Here is a 17206-nt window from a genome sequence, read left to right on the forward strand (position 1 = left end):
ATGCGCATATGGCTAAGGCAAAACAAAAAGAAACTGTTACTACAAAACAAAACAGTATTTTAGAAAACTTAAAAAAGTTTAATATAAAATCAATTTTAATTGTTGCAGTTATCTTAATGGCATTTGTAATCGGCCGCCTCACTCAAAAAGTTGAAGATCTTACAGGAGTTTCTGCAACAACAAATACTACAGCTACAACAACTGGAACAGGTACAACTGGTACAACCACTCCAACAGTTTCGCTAGATACAATTAAAGGTTTATGGGATAAAAACATCATAAAATTGGGTAATGCAAACTCTAAATTATTATTCGTAGAAGTTGTTGATCCTAGCTGTCCATATTGCCATGCCGCCGGTGGATATGATCCCGAAGTTGGTCAACAAATGGGGACTCAATTTACTTATTCAGCTAATGGAGGTAGTTACCAACCACCAGCAAGCGAAATGGAAAATTTAGTAAAACAAGGAAAAGCCTCAATGGCATTTGTTTATTATCCTGGCCATGGTGATGGAGAAGTTGGAATGACAGCTTTATATTGTGCAAACGAACAGAGTAAATTTTGGCAGGTTAATAACCTTCTTATGTCAAATGCTGGCTATAATCTAATGAATAATACGAAAATTAAATTTAATCCAACACAAACTGATATAACTAATGGTTTTAGAGCTTATCAACCACAAGACGCTACAACAATGGCAAACTTCTTGAAATCCGCTGTTGATACCAATTTCATGACTTCGTGCATTAATAGCAAGAAATATGTTTCTCAACTTACTGATGATACAAATTTAGCAACATCACTTGGAGTAACAGGAACTCCAGGTTTTTTTGTTAATTCAACCTTGTATCCAGGTGCATATTCCTGGACAGACATGCAGTCTACAGTAAATTCAGCTCTCAAGTAATTCAGTAATTTTGTAGGCCACCACTGCAGCAGCCCCCCAGACATTAAATGAATGATTTATTCCGTACATTGGCAACTCTACAATGATATCAGCTGTCTCCAAAACCTCTTTCTTAACTCCACCAGTTTCATTTCCCACCACAATCGCACAGGGGAATTTAACTTTAGAACTTAACTCTTTTATTGGTATTGATCTTTTATCTTGTTCTACAGCAATTATCTGTACACCCTCACTTTTTAATTTATTAATTACCTCCATTATGTCATCAATCTTGCTCCAAGGTACCCAATTTTCTGTTCCCACTGCCGCTTTATGGATTCTTGAAGATGGGGGATATTCGCTCTCGCCACAAATAAACAGTCTTTTTGCAGAAACCGCATCAGAAAGTCTAAAAAGAGATCCAATATTATATGTATCAATCACATTATCGCTTACTATATAGATAGGATTATGTCTGATCGTTTTTAAATCCTCTTCAGAAGGTGTCTGATGACGAAGCACTCCAGGTTTTAATTTTTGCATATTGCTATTTTACCAAAAACAAGCCGCTTTTAATAATTCGGCGCCACGTAAGAAGAAGTAGTTGGAGAAATGTAGCCATTATTCATATTATTTCTTGCTATAAAAAAATAATAAATTACAAAATAAACTACCGCACCAATAACTAAATAAATCACAATCCATTGCCAGAGAGGCCTTTTCCCATAACCTTTCGTGTATGACTTAGAATAACTTTTCTTTGCTGAAGTTTTCTTTGTTGTTTTCTTGCTTTTCTTCTTTGTTGCCATAATTAAATATAAAAAGTTTCAAAAAGACTTGTCAAGATATAAAATCATCATTCTAACATAGTCCCTTTAGGAACTAATTGTGGGATGCTAAAATCTTTTTCTCTAATTTGGTCTGCCAATCTGTGGAAAGTTGCCTTTATGTCTATTTCTTTTGGTAATTCTTCCACAGTCATAAAACCTGCTGCTTTCATTCTTGCATCATGGTCGTCAATTCTATCTCTACTTGGATAACTAGCCCTTACTAATTTCCCATCCCCAGTTGCTTGATACATAAGTTGCTGTTCACCATACATACTTTTATCAGGAATTGTAAAAATTGATATATTTTGTTGTTCTGGTGTATTTATGCAATTCAGCATTTCAAACCATCTTCCTCCCAATTTAACACTAAATTCAATAACATCAACCTTATAGGAACCAGAATGTCTTTCAAAAACAAATTTCCTGTCTTTTGAATCATTCAAATATTCTACTTTTCTCACACCTGGAGCTTCTACTAAAAAATCTTCCGCCATAATTAACTAAATTCTAACATATTATTTACAAATACAACCTACTCATATCTAAGTGCTTGAATTGGATCAAGCTTTGAAGCTCTTATTGCTGGTGCTACTCCAAAAACAACTCCTACAATCATTGAAAATCCAAAAGATAAAATTACAGACCAAAGGGGAACAGATGTTGTTATAAAATGATTTATTATTTGCGAAAATAAAAACCCAAGACCAATTCCCACAATTCCACCAATGCTTGACAAAATTACAGCTTCAACTAAAAATTGATTTCTTATATCATCTGGCTTTGCTCCAAGCGCTTTACGAAGTCCTATTTCTCGAGTGCGTTCTGTAACGCTAACTAACATAATATTCATTACTCCAATTCCTCCAACAAGAAGTGATATCGCCGCAATTCCTCCAAGTGCAATTGTAAGTACGCCTGTTATTTGTGCAACAGTTGAAAGCGTTTCGCTTTGTGTCATGACGCTAAAATCATCTTCTTTAAGCCGCCGAAGTAGTATTTCTTTCACTTTATCTTGTATTTGGTTAACATTATCAGTCGAGTTTGCAGAAACATAAATTGCATTAGGGTTTGTTATCCCAAATTGTTTTTGTGCAGCAGTTAAGGGAATAAAAATTGCATTATCCATATCAATTCCAAATGTACTTCCTCGTGCTCCCATTACTCCGATTACTGTGTATTTTATTCCTCCAACATCAATTTGTTTGTTAATTGGATCAGAGTTAAAAAGTTTTGTAACTACAGTTTTTCCTATTACTGCAACATGTCTTGAACCATCTTCCTGTGATTGGCTGAAAAAATTTCCTTCATCAAATTTTATTGCCGTAATTAGTTTTGTATAATTTGCATCAACCCCGCCAATTGTTACTCCTTTATCAATTTTATTTCCATTTTTAAGCGTTCCAACGCTTTGTATTGAAGCTGAAACTTCAGCTTGCCCTTGAAGTTTGGTTTTTAGGTTACTTGCATCAGTTAGTAATAATTTATTTGCTTGCACTCCTCCAGGGCCTCTTCCTCCGCCAATAGTTCCAGGAATTACAAACATTAAATTAGATCCTAATCCCTGAATTTGCTGAGTTATATAAATCTGAAGTCCGGAAACGACAGATACAAGTAAAATTACAGACATGACTCCAATAACAATTCCAAGAATTGTCAAAAAACTTCTAAGTCTATTTGCAAGTATTGCAGTCAGTGAACTTGATAATGTTTCGTTAATGTCCATACAAATGCCCGTCTTTTATTGTCACGCGTCTTTTTGCTTCTTTTGCTATTTCGTCGGAGTGGGTGATAAGTATTATTGTTCGCCCTTCCTTATTTAAATCTTTAAATATTTGCATCACTTCTTCTCCTGTTTTGCTGTCAAGGTTTCCAGTTGGTTCATCAGCTAAAATTATCTCCGGGTTTGTTACCAGTGCTCGTGCGATTGCAACTCTTTGTTGTTGCCCTCCAGATAATTGATTTGGTTTTGAATTTAATTTTTCCCCAAGCCCAACAGATTGCAAAGCTTTTGCTGCTAAGCTTTTTCTCTCGCTAGCATTAACTCCGCTATAAATAAGTGGAAGTATTACATTATCAAGAGCGCTTGTTCTTTTTAATAAATTAAAAGATTGAAATACAAATCCAATTTTTTTATTGCGTATATTTGCAAGTGTAGTTTCTTTAAGTTTAGAAACATCTTGTCCATCTAAAAAATATTTCCCGTTTGTTGGATGGTCCAGTAGTCCCAAAATATTCATTAGTGTAGATTTGCCGCTTCCAGAAGGACCAACGATTGCTACAAATTCTCCTTTTTTAATATCTAAGTCAATATCATAAAGAGCTTGAAAAGTTACTCCTTCGGCTTCAAAAATTTTATTTACCTTTTGTAAATCAACAGAAAGTTTGGACATCATTTGACATCTTGTGGGTTAGTAACTATCTTGTCTCCAGCGTTAAGTCCCGACAATACTTCCACATCAGTATCAGATTTTATACCAGTTGTTATTGTTCGCTTTTCGACTTTTCCGTTTGCGTCTTTTATATACACATGTGTGTCATCAATTAATGCATCTTGTGGAATAGTTAGTGTATTTTGTTTTTGCGCAGTAATTATATTTGCATTTCCATTAAGTCCATAAATTTGGGAAATTCTTGGATCGCTGACTTCTATTTTGACAGTTACTGTAACTGCTCCAGTTGTATCAGTTTGAGTTGTTGGTTCTATTTCAACTACTTTTCCGTCAAAAGTTGTGTCTCCGTAAGCGTTTAGTGTTATTTGTGCGCTCTGTCCAACCTGCACACTTGCAATATCACTTTCGTCAACTGTTGCATCAAAGTCTTTAGAACTAAAATCAACGACTTGAGCTATCACATCAGTAGGAGTTACATTTTGTCCTGTCGCTAAATTTCCTTGAGTTACAACAATTCCTGAAATCGGCGAAGTAAGATTTGTTTGGCTTAATGCATCTTGTGCTGCAAGCAAGGTGTTCCATGCATTATCGTTTGCAACTTCAGCCGCAGTTCTTGCAGCTTTTTGTGCAAATGTTTCATTACTTCCGTTATTTTTATCTGCATCATGTTCTGCATCAACTGCTGCCTGTGTTTCTCTTCTATTATTTAATGCATCCTGATAAGTAGCATTTGCTTGTGTCGAATCAAGTGATGCAATTGTCTGTCCCTTTATGACAGTATCCCCATTATTTACTGCTAAATAATTTAATTTTCCAGCTTGATTAAAATGAAGTGTTGCAACTGTTTTTCCGCTAAGCACGCCTGATGCACTCACACTGCTTGCAATATTATTTGTTTCGGCTGTTGTATAAGTTAATTGTGCTGGTTTTTTGCCACCGCGCAAAATTAAAAACAGGAAAAACAAAATCACAACAATTCCAATTATTTTTGTTCTTCGTCCGCTGTTTTTAATTTTCTGCCAAATATTTTTAAGAATTTGCATCTGTGGATATTTTATCACGAATGTGTCGTAATCACCTTTTTAAGTAAATTTATAAACTGCTCTAATTCTTCATCGCTAAAATCATTAAATCCGCTGGAAATATTTTTTAAATAATTTGTTTTTATTTCCCTAATTCTGTTTTTTGCAAAGCGCGACAAACTTATATTAAAAACTCTCCTGTCTTTTTTATCTTCCATTCTTTCAACCATTTTTTTCTCGACCAATTTATCAACAAGTTGAGTAACAGCTCCAGGAGTGACATTAAGTTTCATTGCAAGTTCTTTAACAGGGACACCGTCTTGGTTCTTTTCAAGTGCAAATAAAAGTCTTGCTCTCTGATGTCCAAAATGAAATTCTTTTTTAAAATTTTTTGCTTTGTGTTCATTGTGCATTTGGCGAAGTGGACCAACAAAAACGTCAGCCAATTGTTGAGAAGCTTCCTGTAGTAATTTCTCTCTTTTCTTACTCATTTTGTTTAGATATTAAATATTTTAGTACCTAAAGCGATTTTGTCAAGTATTTGCAAATAGGGTATACAATATAATTACATTATCAGAAGTTTACCTTATATTTTTAAATTTGTGAGGCCCTGCCAAGGGCCTTTTTTGTTAAAAGGGGGTGAAAATTGTGAAAGAAAAATTTCCTTGTTTACATTGTCCTTTTGCGAACGAAATTGGTTTAACTAATCGTGCAAGCGGACGCGATCTTGTTACCAAAGCAGTCATGGCTGGAGATCCTACGACTCTTAATAAGCTTGTAGGTGCGGCATGCCATTGCACAGTTAAATGGGAAGAAAGAGTCAAGCCGCAGTGTGTCGGTTTACATCCTAAAGTAGCTTAAAACTTATGGGCAAAGAGAGAAATTCTGGTCTTTGCGGTAAGTGTCCCTTTGCGCTGCAAATGGAAGCTACCATCTTGCATAAACACCGTAATGATCTATTGGTAATTATAAAAAACACAGTTCATCCAGATTATCTTTTGGATCAAGTTATTCGTCAGTGCCAAGCAAATGGCGGCTCACTTGCCAGAGAAGGAAAAAAATTTCCTAATTGCACCTTTAGATGATAAAATAGGCGTGGCTTTGCCGTATAATACGGCCCCATCGTCTAGAGGCCTAGGACACAAGACTTTCATTCTTGTAACCTGGATTCGAATTCCAGTGGGGTCACAAAATAAATATAGGAGAGTATAATATGTTTCTTGGGTTCGTAAGCAAAGCTTGCGGTACCCTTCGGGTTCGTAGCTCAGTGGTAGAGCAACTCCCTTTTAAGGAGATGGTCGAGGGTCCGATCCCCTCCGAACCCACCGAAGGTGGGTGTTATTCCTCCCACTCATCATTGCGGGATCGTCTAATGGTAGGACAGCAGACTTTGGATCTGTTAATTGGGGTTCAATTCCCTGTCCCGCAGCCAAATGTGGTTTGTCTACATTCTTCTTTGCCAAGATAATTCTTTTTATACAGGCATTACAAATAATTTATCCAAAAGATTTAAGGCTCATAAAAACGGAAAAGGTGCAGCTTACACAAAATCTCACAAACCTGTAAAAATTATTTACCAAGAAAAATTTCCTGATAAATCTTCTGCTTTAAAAAGAGAAATAGAAATTAAGAAATGGCCAAAGAAGAAAAAAGAACTTTTAATTTCTTCTTAATAAAACTCCAATGGTTTACCAGCAAAAAAACCGTTGTTGCATAAATTGCCCCAAACAAAACATCTGTAAAATAATGTTCTCCCAAATAAATTACTGCAATCCATACTCCAAACAAATATGGCAAAAACAAAAGTGCGCGCTTTTTATATTTTTTAAATAAAAACAAAAATATAAGTGTCGGAACAGCTGCATGAAGAGAGGGGAATGCAGCAACGGGGTCAGCTGAAACCAATTGATAAACGGTAGGAAGAGATAGTTGTGACGGCAAAAAATGGGCCATGACATGTCCTGTTACTTCTTCAATTGGCGGCAAATATCCTTGTCCTGATGCCATCCAAGGTGGCATTGCGGGGAATATTATAAAAGTTATAAAACATGCATAAGCTAGTAGTACAAAAGCAAGCGAAAACTTTTTAAAAAAAGCTCTATCTTTTATCCAAAAATAATATCCAACAAGCATCGGCATAACAAAGTAGGCGATATAGCAGGTAACCAAAAAATAATCATACCACTGTAAATGATTTGGATTATAAAAAAGCTGTTGCAGTTTTATTGTTGGCACAGTCCCAAAAATAAATCTATCAATACGTATCATTGTTAAAATATGCACATTGCTATTAATATGCGGCACTATTCCTCTTAAAAATTCGTATCCAAAGAAAAAAAGTAAGAAAGGAATCCAGTCAAATAAAAACATTTTAATTCGCCCGGCAAGTAGTGCTCCAAATATCGCAAACGCAAAAAATTGATCAGGAGAAAACCATGACCGATGAATTATCATATAAGCACAAACTCCAATAAGATAAACAAAAGAGATAATTAATAAACTTTTCTCGTGCTTTTTAAAAAATATTTTTAATTTTTTAATCACAGTGGTAATGATATCTCAAAAGTACTTCCTTTATTTATTTCTGATTTTACATTGATACTTCCGCCGTGCTCTTCAACAATTTTTCTTGCTATTGAAAGACCAAGTCCGTATCCTCCTGTTGCTTTACGGCTTCGAGCCATATCAGTCCTGTAAAATCTGTCAAAAATATGTGGCAGATCCTCTTTAGCAATTCCTATTCCGTGATCAGTAACTGATATTAGAACATGATGATCAGATTTTGCTGTCTTAATTTCAATACTGCTTTCCTTTGTACTATATTTAATCGCATTATCTAATATTATTACCAGAAGCTGTTCTAAAGAATCTTTATCTCCATAAACTTTCACATTAGATATTAGTTTTACAACGTCATCGCTGCAAGCTATGCTTATTTCTTTTTCGTGAGCCATGTTGTTTACCTGTTTAACTGCGCTGTTTACAACTTCTTTCAATGAAATTTTTTCTATCTTTGTATTTACAATTGGCTTTTCATGTCGTGCAAGTGTAAGCAGGGAAGAAGAAAGTGTTTGCAGTTTATTTACTTCTTCAATGCTCTCAGTGGCAAGTGTTTTGCTTTCTTCAATTGTTGGCTTTTTCTCCCGCAAATATACTTCAAACGCAGTTTTAAGTGAGGTAAGGGGTGTCCCAAGTTCGTGGCTGGCGTCCGATATAAACCGATTTTGCTCATCAATCATTTCTGAAATTGGCGCAAGTGTAATACCTGCTAAAAAGTATCCGATAAGCCCTGAAACAGCCAAAATTATGACATTAATAAATACAAGTGTTACTACGATTCTTCGCTCAGTTTCTTCAATTAACGATGGGTCGACTGTAACTGTTGGTGCAGCATAACCAAAACGTATTTCAATCCTTGTCCTTTGTATTTGGTCAAATCTTTCTACTTCGCTGACAAGCGAACGATAAATCACAACACTAAAAGAAATGCTAATTACCATAATAATTAGCAGGTACCATAAGGTAAGCTTTATCCGTGCATTTTTAAACATTATTTAGAAGATAATCTATATCCAAATCCTCGTTCGGTTTCAACATCAATTCCTTTTTTGCGAAGATTCCTTATATAAACTTCAACTGTGTTTGGCAAAATATCTGCATCATAATCCCAGACATGATTAATTATGGTGTCCTTTGAAATAATTTTATCAGGATGTCTCATAAAGTATTCCAGTAAACTAAATTCTTTGCTTGAAAGCTTTACTCTTTTGCCTTTTTTAGTAACCTTGAAATTCTCTATATCAAGCTCCAAGTCAGACGCTTTGAGTACATTAGAAACTACATTTTTAGGTCTTCGTGTAAGAGCTCTTATTCTGGCAAGCAATTCTTCAAAAGAGAAAGGTTTTGTCAAATAATCATCAGCTCCAGCGTTTAGTCCTGCAATTTTGTCTTCTATTTGTCCTTTCGCCGTAAGAATTAAAATTGGTGTTTCAACTTTTGCAGTTCTTAAATTTTTGCAAATTGTCATCCCATCAATTCCAGGAAGAAGCAAATCAAGAAGTATTAGATCATAATCTTCGCTGCTTGCAAGATCATATCCGCTAGTCCCGTCATAAGCTGTGTCAACTGCATATCTTTCTTGCTCAAGTCCTTTTTTGATAGTATTTGCAATGCGTCTTTCATCTTCAATAACAAGTATTCTCATAGTTCACATATTATACATTAGACCCTGAAAACTAACTTAAAATTTTATTGTCACTTGTATTTATGAGTTTCTTTCTATACAATTTGGCCAATGTTAAAAAACATTTCATCAAGAATTTTTCCTCCAAAATTGCTTTTAATTCCCGCTGCCGTTATTCTTGCAATTCTTCTTTATCATTTCAAAGGCGTTTTTGTCGCGGCAACTGTAAACGGTGAACCAATAAGTAGATATGCAGTTGTTAGTGAACTTGAAAAAGAAGGTGGACAATCAGTTTTGGATAATTTAGTTACCAATGATTTAATTTTACAGGAAGCTAAAAAAGAAAAGGTTACAGTTACTCAAAGTGAAATAAACGATCAGATAACCCAGATTACAGATAATCTTAAATCTCAAGGAGAAGATTTAAATACTGCTCTTGCAGCTCAAGGAATGACACAAAAAGATTTGCAAGATCAAGTGAAATTACAGCTTTTAGTTCAAAAAATGGCAGGTAAGTCTGTTACGGTTTCAGACCAGGAAATCTCAGATTATTTCAATCAAAACAAAAGCACATATCCAAAAGGAGCAACTTTGGCAAGTGAGCAAGCAGATATTAAAAACACTTTGCAACAACAAAAATTGCAGCAAGCTGAAAGTACTTTTATCGATGGTCTTAAATCCAAAGCAAAAATTAACTATTTTGTTGGTTATTAATAATTTTTAAATTTTCTTCCTTTTCTTTTTTTATTTGTTCCAAAAATTCTATCTCAGCTAATTCTTCAGGGTACTCAGGTTCGTTTGCGGGGAAAATATAGGTTCTTATTTTAATTTTGATTTCCTGTTTGTTAGAATTAACTTCAATCATAATCAAACTATAACCCTTCTATTTAAAAAGTAAATATTTTTGCTATACTATGTCCATGCTTTTAAAGTCGCTATTAAACCCCTTTTCAATTCTTTTTCCATTTTTTATTTTGTTTTTTGCTCTGGATCTTGTTTTCAAAGCCATGGCTCTTTGGAAAGCGGCTCGAAATAGTCAAAAAATTTGGTTTGTAGTTTTATTAATAGTTAATTCAATAGGAATTCTTCCAGTTATATATCTACTTTTCTTCCAAAAAAAGAATTCAAAATAAGTATGGAAAGATCTGATGGTTGGATACCAGCATCCATGAAAGAAAAATCAAAACCGAGAGTTTTTGAAGATGCAGCACAAAATATCCAAAACGCAGGTAAAAACACAAGACCCTTTACTGATTGATACTGTACAAATGATTACACCAATCATAGATGAAAATTAAAGCTCTCTTTGGTCACAGGCTTCAGGGAAATAAATTCATGCAAAAAATGGTTTTGCAAACTCTCGAAAAATTTCCCAAAGATATTCAAGAATTTATTGCAACTCACGTTTGGTTTGTAAGTAGTTTTGAAGATGGTTGGGCATTTACTTTGCGGGGTGATGAATTAAAGAAAAATGAATATTTAATTTTTCTTTCCGACGAATTATTAAAAGAAAATCCTGGACAAATAACTTGGACAATTGCGCACGAAATTGGACATGTTGTCTTAGGCCACAGAAATTCAATTGGAAAATTACAAACCAAAAAAGAAATTAGTGAACAAGAAAAAGAAGCTGATCGATTTGCAAAAAAATATTTACAAGTTGTCTCTTAATGCATTTATTCTTGAATAACTTAATTTTTTGCGAATCCGATTGAAAGTTTCCATAGGATGTATTATTTCATTTCCTGCAAGAATTTGTACAACAACTGCATTGCTGTCTAAATTTATAAATGTCCAAAAACTTCTTTCATTAGAGGTGGCATACAAAGGTATGTTTATTTCTCTAAAATTAACTATAAAATGAGGAGAATTCGGATCATCAGAAGATTGTCTTTCAAATTTACGAATCATATGCTCTTTTTCCAATTTTTCTAAAACTATTCCGCACAAATAAATGGATAATTGTTGACGATCTGAATTTGATAATCCGTCTGGTAGAAGGCGAAGTGATTCCATAATTAAGCAAATATATCTTAATAATTTCATTAATTCAAATTCTCTTCAATTTAATTTCCAAAAGGTGTAAAATCTAAAAATGTCGGAACGACAAAAACATGTCGTTTTAATTGATAACGATGAAAAGTTATTGAGAAATAAAACTGCAATATTGGCGAAAGCCGGATTCAGATGTTCTCAAATAAACACAAGTATAGTTCGAGAAAAGGGAGTTATTCCCGAAATTGAGACAATTCAAGCTTCAGGCGATCAAATAGATCTGGTATTAACTGATTTTCATGCAATAAACGATCTGGATTCAACAGATTATAGTGGTTTCAGAATAGCAATGGCTTTAAAAGAAATGAAACAAAATACTGTAATTTTTAGTTCAGAAGATCACGCAGATCTAACTCAAAAATATGGAGTTATTTTCTTGAGTAAAATGTTAGAAGAATCAGAATTCATTCAACAAGTTAATAATCTAATAAAATAAGTTTGACCTTTCTTGACTTCTTCAATTTTTAGGACTATAACAAGGCAAATGAGTTGTGAATGTGCAATCCTAACACGAGCTGAACAATTAGCTCATCAAAAAGGTCTTTTGCCTCATGATGAGCATTTAAAGTGCGAATTTAAAAATGTTTGTGAAGGTCAAATCTGTTTCAAAGAATATTTTGCAGAAACAAGACATATTAATATAAACGGCCAGGAGGCACATCCTCTTAATGCCCAAGAAGCTTTCAATTCCAGACTTCAAAAAACACATGATATAAATCACATTCAAAGTCTGGTTTCTATCGGGCTTCCTAATGTTAGTTTAAATTAGTTTTAGCCCCAAAAAAGTAAAAGGTAATTAAACACACTTCCAAACTCTTTTTCCATCAATAATTGTGTATCCGCAAGGAGGGAATTCTTCAGACATGTCATAATAAAAATAATTCTTGGCCCAAATTAAACCGCCAATAACAAGAACTGCAACAATAATTAACATGAGGCGTCTATCACATCTCGATTATATCATTGCAATTCTATTTAATTCAGCTTCAGAAAAGAGTAGAATAACTGATTATGAAAGAAATAGGTAGTCAAGACATCTCCGAAGTAGAAATATTAAGTGATGATAAAAAAAGAAAATTTGTTATAACGGATAATTACGGCATCCAAAGCATATCTTTCTCTGTACTTGTGGATAGAAAGTGGTTCAATATGTTTACATTTATAAAAGATAAAGATAATTCCTTATATAGTATTTTTGTAACTACTATACCAACAGAACCTATCTATTCAGAAGAAGGATTTTCCTACCGAAGCATCAATGGTGGAAAACGTACGGTTATCAACTCTCGCACCACTGAAAGAAAGTTAAGAAACCATGAAGAGAAAATGGCAAAATCAGGCTTCAAATCATATCCAGATTTTCCAGAGGAAGTTGATATGATAGAAACATTTGAGCAATTTGTGTCACAAGTAAAAAAGCGAGAGTTTAAAATACCTATTTTAACGATTAAAAATCCACATCAAGAGTTAGTCGATTAGTAAGATCTATTGACCTTTCTTGACTTACCATATATAATATCTTCACAAAGTTAACTTGTTGGAAAGTTCGAAAGAATACTACCAGTTAACAACTTCATAAGTCCATTTTGGACAAGCACTTTGACAATCAAGATATAACTGTAAGCGTTTCTGGCCCTCCATTCAAACGTCAACGAATGGAGACAAGTCAATTTATGGCTATTTGTCACTTACGATTTTGAATTTATTCAAAATCCGCAAGTTGACGTAGTCAACTTATTTGAGGGTTTGATCCTGGCCCAGGACGAACGCTAGCGGCGTGCTTTAAGCATGCAAGTAGAGCGAGTAGTAGCAATACTACTAGCTGCGAACGGCTGAGTAATTCAATAGGAATCTTTCCTTTAGTGGGGAATACCTCATCGAAAGATGAGCTAATACCGCATAATATCTCCGGATGAAAGCGATTAACTTCGCGCTGATTGAGGAGCCTATTGCCCATCAGGTAGTTGGCAGGGTAAAAGCCTACCAAGCCTACGACGGGTACCCGATCTGAGAGGATGACCGGGCAGAATGGGACTGAGACACGGCCCATACACCTACGGGTGGCAGCAACTGGGAATCGTACACAATGGAGGAAACTCTGATGTCGCGACGCCGCGTGAAGGATGAAGGCGTTTTCGTTGTAAACTTCTTTTGCCATAAGTGAGAACTTATGGAGAATAAGCACCTGCTAATCTCGTGCCAGCAGCCGCGGTAATACGAGAGGTGCAAGCGTTGTCCGGATTTATTGGGCGTAAAGCGTTTCTAAAGGCTCTTTTATAAGTTATTCTTTAAAGCCCGAGGCTCAACCTCGGAAAGGGGAATAATACTGTAAGAGTTGAGATATTTCGGGGTTACTAGAACTATCGGTGTAGGGGTGAAATCCGTTGATATCGATAGGAATTCCAAGGGCAAAGGCAGGTAACTAGGAATATTCTGACGCTGATGAACGAAAGCTAGGGGAGCGAAAGGGATTAGAGACCCCTGTAGTCCTAGCCGTAAACTATCTTCGCTAGAGATGGGATTTTTTCCGTCTCGTAAGTTAACACGTTAAGCGAAGCGCCTGGGGAGTACGAACGCAAGTTTAAAACTCAAAGGAATTGACGGGGAGGCGCACAACCAGTGGAGCATGTGGTTCAATTCGAGACGAACCGAAGAACCTTACCAGGGTTTGACATGTTATCGTGTTAGTTCACTAGAAATAGAGAATGATCTTTGTGAAAACAGAGATGATAACACAGGTGTTGCATGGCTGTCGTCAGCTCGTGCCGTGGGGTGTTCCCTTCAGTGGGGTAACGAGCGCAACCCCTGCCATATATTAGATATTTATATGGGACTTTTTATCCTTGTGATAGAAGGAAGTGGGGACGACGTCAAGTCAGCATGGCCCTTATGTCCTGGGCTACACACATGCTACAATGAAGCCGACAATGGGTTGCCAAGTTGTAAGACGGAGCTAATCCCATCAAACGGCTTCTCAGTGGGGATTGAGGGCTGCAACTTGCCCTCATGAACGCGGAATTGGTAGTAATCGCAAATCAGCTATGTTGCGGTGAATACGTTCTCGCCTCTTGTACACACCGCCCGTCAAGTCAGCAAAGTTAGGGGCACCCGAATGTCTAGTGATAGGCAGAAGGTGACACTAGCGATGAGGATTAAGTCGTAACAAGGTATCCGTTCTGGAAGGAGCGGATGGATCACCTCCTTTCTAAGGAGTGTGAATACACACCCGGTTTTTAAATCTGCCGTTTTTAACCAGATTTGTAAAAATTTATTTTTACAAATAATAAAACGGATTTCGTTTACAGTTATATCTTGGTTGTCAATTTGAGGAAGTCTTCAAAGTTTGAAGTAATATATTTCTCCTATTTATATTTTATTTTTATTTGAGAATGCAGACTACTTCTGCTTTGAAGAATTAATGTGAGTAAAACGAATTTTTCTTTCTATTGGACTAATATCTGTTTTTATTTTCATTTCATAAGACCCACTTCCCAAAGTTAATCTTTTTATTTCTTTCGCTTCTTTTAAATTTTCTAAAGAAATATTTCGAAAATAGTTAAGAGTTAGGTCAAAACCTTCTGGCAATATTTTAATTACAGAATATTTATCGTCTGGCGAACAAAAAAATATAAAAATATCTCTATGTCCACTAGGTAGATTATCAGAAATCGAACCAAAAGGATCATGAGGCCCAATTATTCCGATTTCACTCCAACCTTTACTTGAATGAAAAGCTTCAATTCTAAGAGGCGACATAAGTGGGTGATGATGGAATCGGACCATCGACCTCGTTCTTATCAGGAACGCGCTCTACCATTGAGCCAATCACCCTAAAGTATGTGTATTTTATCACGAATCAATCTAAATTTGAATTCAAAACAATTTAGTGTATAATATTTCAAATGGCAGATCCTATGTCTGAACAAAATCAATTAACTCCAGAAGCTAGACTCACTCAAGAATCAGATCAAGCACGTATAGCTCTCGAACAAAAATTAGGTCCTGAGAATAAGAATTATATCGGTCAATTTACCAGAACCGAGACAGCTTTAAATAAACTATTAACAGCAGTCTTAAAAGATAGCAACGGAAGAGATATTAATGAAGCTAAAATACGGGCAGTTTCTAACGGAGCCTTGAAAGACTCAATTTTAAACTCACCTTATGGACAAAAACTCTCTCCAGAAACAGCAGAAGGTCAATGTTATGAAATTGCAGAATTAACAGGCCAAGCGAACGAAACAGCTCGCAAACTAAATCGATATATAGCTACAAAGGCAAAATAATACGCTTTAAGCTTTCTCTTGACTCCTAAATCTAACTCCTATATACTATCCATACCTTTTAAGGTCTGTCACGCTTAATGAAAAGAAATTTATTTAACTTAAACAAAAGTCACAAGCGTCTTGTGGCCTAAGTAAAATTAAAAATCTAATCATTGTAACCGACCTTATAGGTCGGTTTTTAATTGCCAAACGGGCCCGAAGTTTAACTGGCTGAATGCTTCATTTGCAATGAAGAGGTAGGCGGTTCGACCCCGCCCGGGTCCACAACTAAAAATCCGTTGAAATTGCACATTGAAATCTAAATCTTGTTGGTTGCTCTGGGAGAGCAATCAACATTATTCAACTAGTTGTCATGTTATCTCGACAACATAGTTGAAGAGAAAGGTCGCAAATCATAACCAACGCAGACAGTGAATGCCTTGGTCTTTTCTACCGATGAAGGACGTACATGGTCGCGAAAGTCGACGGGGAGCTGCCACGAAGCTTTGATCCGTCGGTATCCGAATGGGACAACCCACCTCTTTATGAGGTAACTTATTACCAAATTTCTAGATTTATCTAGATTACTAATAGTAAGTAGGGCACCCTGGGAACTGAAACATCTAAGTACCGGGAGGAATATAAATTAATAAAGATTTCGTTAGTAGCGGAGAGCGAAACCGAAATAGTCTAAACTTTGTTCGTACTTGTACGAATGAGGAGTTGCGGGACTCAAATGTGAGATTTTACCAAAATAATTGAATAGCCTGGAATGGCAAACCAAAGAAAGTGAAAGTCTTGTAAATAAAATTGCGGTAAACTCTATGAGTATCCCAAGTACTATGCAGCAAATTCTGTGTGGGAATCCGGGAGAACCATCTTCCAAGACTAAATATAGAAAAGGACCGATAGTGAACTAGTACCGTGAGGGAAAGGTTAAAAGTAGAGCGAGACGCTCAGTGAAATAGTACCTGAAACTGTTTGCGAACAAACCGTGAGAGCTGGATTTATCCAGTGATCACGTGCCTATTGAAGAATGAACCGGCGAGTTGCCATTATGCACAAGTCTAAGATTTTTTGAATCGAAGGCATAGCGAAAGCAAGTCCGAAAGGGCAATTAGTGCATCGTGACAGACCCGAAACGGGATGATCTAACCATGAGCAGGGTGAACACTGTAGAAGTACAGTGGGAGGCCCGAACCGATGTTTGTTACAATAAGCTCGGACGACTTGTGGTTAGCGGCAATATACCAACCGAATCCCGAGATAGCTGGTTCTCCCCGAAAGGTCTATGGGGACCGTGGCCATTATTAATTTACAGGTGGTAGAGCTACTGAATGGGCAAGAGTACGTTAAGTACTGTTGTTTAATCAAACTCCGAATAACTGTAAATACAAGTGGTTAGACAGCCGTGTCGGGCTAAGCCGATACGACTAAAGGGAAAGATCCCAGATTTTCGTCTAAGGCCTCTAAATTTATCCTAAGTTTCAAAGGTAGTGTTATTCCATAGACAGCCAGGAGGTTGGCTTAGAAGCAGCCATCCTTTAAAGATAGCGTAACAGCTCACTGGTCAA

General features: G+C 36.0%; 26 protein-coding genes, 5 tRNA genes and 2 rRNA genes. 18 read left to right on the top strand and 15 right to left on the bottom strand.

Annotated elements, in window-relative coordinates:
• The first annotated feature begins 8 nt into the window (after positions 1 to 8).
• Positions 9 to 908: a DsbA family protein gene (locus tag VG895_05380; protein ID HWA52455.1), complete on the top strand. Its 900-nt coding sequence runs from the start codon at positions 9 to 11 to the stop codon at positions 906 to 908.
• On the opposite strand, the gene VG895_05385 is transcribed toward VG895_05380, so the two are convergent.
• The 7 genes from VG895_05385 to VG895_05415 are packed head-to-tail and all read right to left on the bottom strand — an operon-like array spanning position 894 to position 5620.
• A complete protein-coding gene (locus VG895_05385) occupies positions 894 to 1430 on the bottom strand; it encodes a TrmH family RNA methyltransferase (GenBank protein ID HWA52456.1) in 537 nt (178 codons plus the stop codon). The two genes, VG895_05380 and VG895_05385, sit on opposite strands and share 15 nt — an antisense overlap.
• Positions 1431 to 1459: 29 nt before the next feature.
• Entirely contained in the window at positions 1460 to 1696 is a 237-nt protein-coding gene (locus VG895_05390; GenBank protein ID HWA52457.1) for a hypothetical protein, read from the bottom strand.
• 47 nt (positions 1697 to 1743) lie between these two features.
• Positions 1744 to 2211 carry a hypothetical protein gene (locus tag VG895_05395; GenBank protein HWA52458.1) on the bottom strand — a complete coding sequence of 156 codons (468 nt, stop codon included), beginning with the start codon at positions 2209 to 2211 and terminating at the stop codon, positions 1744 to 1746.
• Between the two features lie 38 nt (positions 2212 to 2249).
• Positions 2250 to 3440: an ABC transporter permease gene (locus VG895_05400; protein HWA52459.1), complete on the bottom strand. Its 1191-nt coding sequence runs from the start codon at positions 3438 to 3440 to the stop codon at positions 2250 to 2252.
• Positions 3430 to 4110, bottom strand: coding sequence for an ABC transporter ATP-binding protein (locus VG895_05405; GenBank protein ID HWA52460.1), 681 nt, complete (start codon positions 4108 to 4110; stop codon positions 3430 to 3432). The genes VG895_05400 and VG895_05405 overlap by 11 nt, the downstream gene beginning before the upstream one ends.
• Entirely contained in the window at positions 4107 to 5150 is a 1044-nt protein-coding gene (locus VG895_05410; protein HWA52461.1) for an efflux RND transporter periplasmic adaptor subunit, read from the bottom strand. Before VG895_05410 ends, VG895_05405 begins: the two co-directional genes overlap by 4 nt.
• Positions 5151 to 5164: 14 nt before the next feature.
• Positions 5165 to 5620, bottom strand: coding sequence for a MarR family transcriptional regulator (locus VG895_05415; GenBank protein ID HWA52462.1), 456 nt, complete (start codon positions 5618 to 5620; stop codon positions 5165 to 5167).
• 157 nt (positions 5621 to 5777) lie between these two features.
• On the opposite strand from VG895_05415, the gene VG895_05420 reads away from it, so the two are divergent.
• The 6 genes from VG895_05420 (at position 5778) to VG895_05445 (ending at position 6802) form a co-directional block, all read left to right on the top strand.
• Positions 5778 to 5990, top strand: coding sequence for a hypothetical protein (locus VG895_05420; GenBank protein ID HWA52463.1), 213 nt, complete (start codon positions 5778 to 5780; stop codon positions 5988 to 5990).
• A gap of 5 nt (positions 5991 to 5995) precedes the next feature.
• The gene (locus VG895_05425; protein ID HWA52464.1) at positions 5996 to 6214 is read left to right on the top strand and encodes a hypothetical protein; all 219 of its coding nucleotides are present in this window, start codon (positions 5996 to 5998) and stop codon (positions 6212 to 6214) included.
• A gap of 30 nt (positions 6215 to 6244) precedes the next feature.
• Positions 6245 to 6317: transfer RNA gene (locus VG895_05430), tRNA-Glu, on the top strand.
• Positions 6318 to 6382: 65 nt separating this feature from the next.
• Positions 6383 to 6454: transfer RNA gene (locus tag VG895_05435), tRNA-Lys, on the top strand.
• 33 nt (positions 6455 to 6487) lie between these two features.
• Positions 6488 to 6561 (top strand) — tRNA-Gln (locus VG895_05440).
• Position 6562: 1 nt separating this feature from the next.
• The gene (locus VG895_05445) at positions 6563 to 6802 is read left to right on the top strand and encodes a GIY-YIG nuclease family protein (protein ID HWA52465.1); all 240 of its coding nucleotides are present in this window, start codon (positions 6563 to 6565) and stop codon (positions 6800 to 6802) included.
• Here the strand turns inward: VG895_05445 and VG895_05450 are convergent.
• From VG895_05450 to VG895_05460, 3 genes are read right to left on the bottom strand one after another with little or no spacing between them, the layout of a single operon-like run.
• The gene (locus VG895_05450; protein ID HWA52466.1) at positions 6756 to 7673 is read right to left on the bottom strand and encodes a phosphatase PAP2 family protein; all 918 of its coding nucleotides are present in this window, start codon (positions 7671 to 7673) and stop codon (positions 6756 to 6758) included. The genes VG895_05445 and VG895_05450 overlap by 47 nt on opposite strands.
• On the bottom strand, positions 7670 to 8629 hold the full coding sequence (locus VG895_05455) for a HAMP domain-containing sensor histidine kinase (GenBank protein ID HWA52467.1): 960 nt from the start codon (positions 8627 to 8629) through the stop codon (positions 7670 to 7672). The genes VG895_05450 and VG895_05455 overlap by 4 nt, the downstream gene beginning before the upstream one ends.
• A gap of 50 nt (positions 8630 to 8679) precedes the next feature.
• Positions 8680 to 9333: a response regulator transcription factor gene (locus tag VG895_05460; GenBank protein ID HWA52468.1), complete on the bottom strand. Its 654-nt coding sequence runs from the start codon at positions 9331 to 9333 to the stop codon at positions 8680 to 8682.
• A gap of 90 nt (positions 9334 to 9423) precedes the next feature.
• Here VG895_05460 and VG895_05465 point away from each other — a divergent pair, with 90 nt between their 5' ends.
• Entirely contained in the window at positions 9424 to 10026 is a 603-nt protein-coding gene (locus VG895_05465; GenBank protein ID HWA52469.1) for a SurA N-terminal domain-containing protein, read from the top strand.
• On the opposite strand, the gene VG895_05470 is transcribed toward VG895_05465, so the two are convergent.
• On the bottom strand, positions 10004 to 10177 hold the full coding sequence (locus VG895_05470; GenBank protein HWA52470.1) for a hypothetical protein: 174 nt from the start codon (positions 10175 to 10177) through the stop codon (positions 10004 to 10006). The two genes, VG895_05465 and VG895_05470, sit on opposite strands and share 23 nt — an antisense overlap.
• Before the next feature lie 55 nt (positions 10178 to 10232).
• Here VG895_05470 and VG895_05475 point away from each other — a divergent pair, with 55 nt between their 5' ends.
• From VG895_05475 to VG895_05485, 3 genes are read left to right on the top strand one after another with little or no spacing between them, the layout of a single operon-like run.
• The gene (locus tag VG895_05475) at positions 10233 to 10445 is read left to right on the top strand and encodes a DUF5652 family protein (GenBank protein HWA52471.1); all 213 of its coding nucleotides are present in this window, start codon (positions 10233 to 10235) and stop codon (positions 10443 to 10445) included.
• Between the two features lie 2 nt (positions 10446 to 10447).
• Complete coding sequence (locus tag VG895_05480) at positions 10448 to 10570, top strand: hypothetical protein (GenBank protein ID HWA52472.1); 123 nt, start codon at positions 10448 to 10450, stop codon at positions 10568 to 10570.
• 29 nt (positions 10571 to 10599) lie between these two features.
• The gene (locus VG895_05485) at positions 10600 to 10983 is read left to right on the top strand and encodes an ImmA/IrrE family metallo-endopeptidase (protein HWA52473.1); all 384 of its coding nucleotides are present in this window, start codon (positions 10600 to 10602) and stop codon (positions 10981 to 10983) included.
• Here VG895_05485 and VG895_05490 read toward each other — a convergent pair.
• Entirely contained in the window at positions 10966 to 11328 is a 363-nt protein-coding gene (locus tag VG895_05490; protein HWA52474.1) for a hypothetical protein, read from the bottom strand. The two genes, VG895_05485 and VG895_05490, sit on opposite strands and share 18 nt — an antisense overlap.
• Positions 11329 to 11407: 79 nt before the next feature.
• Here VG895_05490 and VG895_05495 point away from each other — a divergent pair, with 79 nt between their 5' ends.
• Positions 11408 to 11803 carry a hypothetical protein gene (locus VG895_05495; protein HWA52475.1) on the top strand — a complete coding sequence of 132 codons (396 nt, stop codon included), beginning with the start codon at positions 11408 to 11410 and terminating at the stop codon, positions 11801 to 11803.
• 48 nt (positions 11804 to 11851) lie between these two features.
• Positions 11852 to 12136 (top strand): hypothetical protein, encoded by a 285-nt coding sequence (locus VG895_05500; GenBank protein HWA52476.1) that lies wholly within the window; start codon positions 11852 to 11854, stop codon positions 12134 to 12136.
• Between the two features lie 27 nt (positions 12137 to 12163).
• Here VG895_05500 and VG895_05505 read toward each other — a convergent pair whose 3' ends face one another.
• The gene (locus VG895_05505; protein HWA52477.1) at positions 12164 to 12301 is read right to left on the bottom strand and encodes a hypothetical protein; all 138 of its coding nucleotides are present in this window, start codon (positions 12299 to 12301) and stop codon (positions 12164 to 12166) included.
• Positions 12302 to 12378: 77 nt separating this feature from the next.
• Here VG895_05505 and VG895_05510 point away from each other — a divergent pair, with 77 nt between their 5' ends.
• Together VG895_05510 and VG895_05515 are read left to right on the top strand one after the other, a co-directional pair.
• The gene (locus tag VG895_05510) at positions 12379 to 12846 is read left to right on the top strand and encodes a hypothetical protein (protein HWA52478.1); all 468 of its coding nucleotides are present in this window, start codon (positions 12379 to 12381) and stop codon (positions 12844 to 12846) included.
• A 255-nt stretch (positions 12847 to 13101) separates the two neighbouring features.
• Positions 13102 to 14572, top strand: a 16S ribosomal RNA gene (locus tag VG895_05515).
• A 191-nt stretch (positions 14573 to 14763) separates the two neighbouring features.
• Here VG895_05515 and VG895_05520 read toward each other — a convergent pair.
• On the bottom strand, positions 14764 to 15123 hold the full coding sequence (locus VG895_05520) for a hypothetical protein (protein HWA52479.1): 360 nt from the start codon (positions 15121 to 15123) through the stop codon (positions 14764 to 14766).
• A 3-nt stretch (positions 15124 to 15126) separates the two neighbouring features.
• Positions 15127 to 15198, bottom strand: a tRNA-Ile gene (locus VG895_05525).
• A 71-nt stretch (positions 15199 to 15269) separates the two neighbouring features.
• Here VG895_05525 and VG895_05530 point away from each other — a divergent pair.
• The 3 genes from VG895_05530 to VG895_05540 form a co-directional block, all read left to right on the top strand.
• Complete coding sequence (locus tag VG895_05530; protein ID HWA52480.1) at positions 15270 to 15653, top strand: hypothetical protein; 384 nt, start codon at positions 15270 to 15272, stop codon at positions 15651 to 15653.
• 191 nt (positions 15654 to 15844) lie between these two features.
• Positions 15845 to 15917: transfer RNA gene (locus VG895_05535), tRNA-Ala, on the top strand.
• A gap of 123 nt (positions 15918 to 16040) precedes the next feature.
• A 23S ribosomal RNA gene (locus VG895_05540) occupies positions 16041 to 17206 on the top strand; the annotation flags it as partial.

The sequence above is a fragment of the Patescibacteria group bacterium genome (assembly GCA_035549555.1).
In the GTDB taxonomy this organism is placed as follows: domain Bacteria; phylum Patescibacteriota; class Microgenomatia; order UBA8517; family UBA8517; genus Co84-156.

Bases quoted from the DNA above. Each gene is read 5' to 3' on its own strand.
- VG895_05405 (HWA52460.1), bottom strand. From the start codon at position 4,110: ATGATGTCCAAACTTTCTGTTGATTTACAAAAGGTAAATAAAATTTTT.
- VG895_05395 (HWA52458.1), bottom strand. From the start codon at position 2,211: ATGGCGGAAGATTTTTTAGTAGAAGCTCCAGGTGTGAGAAAAGTAGAA.
- VG895_05380 (HWA52455.1), top strand. From the start codon at position 9: ATGGCTAAGGCAAAACAAAAAGAAACTGTTACTACAAAACAAAACAGT.
- VG895_05490 (HWA52474.1), bottom strand. From the start codon at position 11,328: ATGGAATCACTTCGCCTTCTACCAGACGGATTATCAAATTCAGATCGT.
- VG895_05480 (HWA52472.1), top strand. From the start codon at position 10,448: ATGGAAAGATCTGATGGTTGGATACCAGCATCCATGAAAGAAAAATCA.
- VG895_05500 (HWA52476.1), top strand. From the start codon at position 11,852: ATGAGTTGTGAATGTGCAATCCTAACACGAGCTGAACAATTAGCTCAT.
- VG895_05505 (HWA52477.1), bottom strand. From the start codon at position 12,301: ATGTTAATTATTGTTGCAGTTCTTGTTATTGGCGGTTTAATTTGGGCC.
- VG895_05460 (HWA52468.1), bottom strand. From the start codon at position 9,333: ATGAGAATACTTGTTATTGAAGATGAAAGACGCATTGCAAATACTATC.
- VG895_05415 (HWA52462.1), bottom strand. From the start codon at position 5,620: ATGAGTAAGAAAAGAGAGAAATTACTACAGGAAGCTTCTCAACAATTG.
- VG895_05470 (HWA52470.1), bottom strand. From the start codon at position 10,177: ATGATTGAAGTTAATTCTAACAAACAGGAAATCAAAATTAAAATAAGA.
- VG895_05485 (HWA52473.1), top strand. From the start codon at position 10,600: ATGAAAATTAAAGCTCTCTTTGGTCACAGGCTTCAGGGAAATAAATTC.
- VG895_05445 (HWA52465.1), top strand. From the start codon at position 6,563: ATGTGGTTTGTCTACATTCTTCTTTGCCAAGATAATTCTTTTTATACA.
- VG895_05520 (HWA52479.1), bottom strand. From the start codon at position 15,123: ATGTCGCCTCTTAGAATTGAAGCTTTTCATTCAAGTAAAGGTTGGAGT.
- VG895_05475 (HWA52471.1), top strand. From the start codon at position 10,233: ATGCTTTTAAAGTCGCTATTAAACCCCTTTTCAATTCTTTTTCCATTT.
- VG895_05390 (HWA52457.1), bottom strand. From the start codon at position 1,696: ATGGCAACAAAGAAGAAAAGCAAGAAAACAACAAAGAAAACTTCAGCA.
- VG895_05510 (HWA52478.1), top strand. From the start codon at position 12,379: ATGAAAGAAATAGGTAGTCAAGACATCTCCGAAGTAGAAATATTAAGT.
- VG895_05425 (HWA52464.1), top strand. From the start codon at position 5,996: ATGGGCAAAGAGAGAAATTCTGGTCTTTGCGGTAAGTGTCCCTTTGCG.
- VG895_05455 (HWA52467.1), bottom strand. From the start codon at position 8,629: ATGGTAATTAGCATTTCTTTTAGTGTTGTGATTTATCGTTCGCTTGTC.
- VG895_05530 (HWA52480.1), top strand. From the start codon at position 15,270: ATGGCAGATCCTATGTCTGAACAAAATCAATTAACTCCAGAAGCTAGA.
- VG895_05385 (HWA52456.1), bottom strand. From the start codon at position 1,430: ATGCAAAAATTAAAACCTGGAGTGCTTCGTCATCAGACACCTTCTGAA.
- VG895_05495 (HWA52475.1), top strand. From the start codon at position 11,408: ATGTCGGAACGACAAAAACATGTCGTTTTAATTGATAACGATGAAAAG.
- VG895_05400 (HWA52459.1), bottom strand. From the start codon at position 3,440: ATGGACATTAACGAAACATTATCAAGTTCACTGACTGCAATACTTGCA.
- VG895_05465 (HWA52469.1), top strand. From the start codon at position 9,424: ATGTTAAAAAACATTTCATCAAGAATTTTTCCTCCAAAATTGCTTTTA.
- VG895_05410 (HWA52461.1), bottom strand. From the start codon at position 5,150: ATGCAAATTCTTAAAAATATTTGGCAGAAAATTAAAAACAGCGGACGA.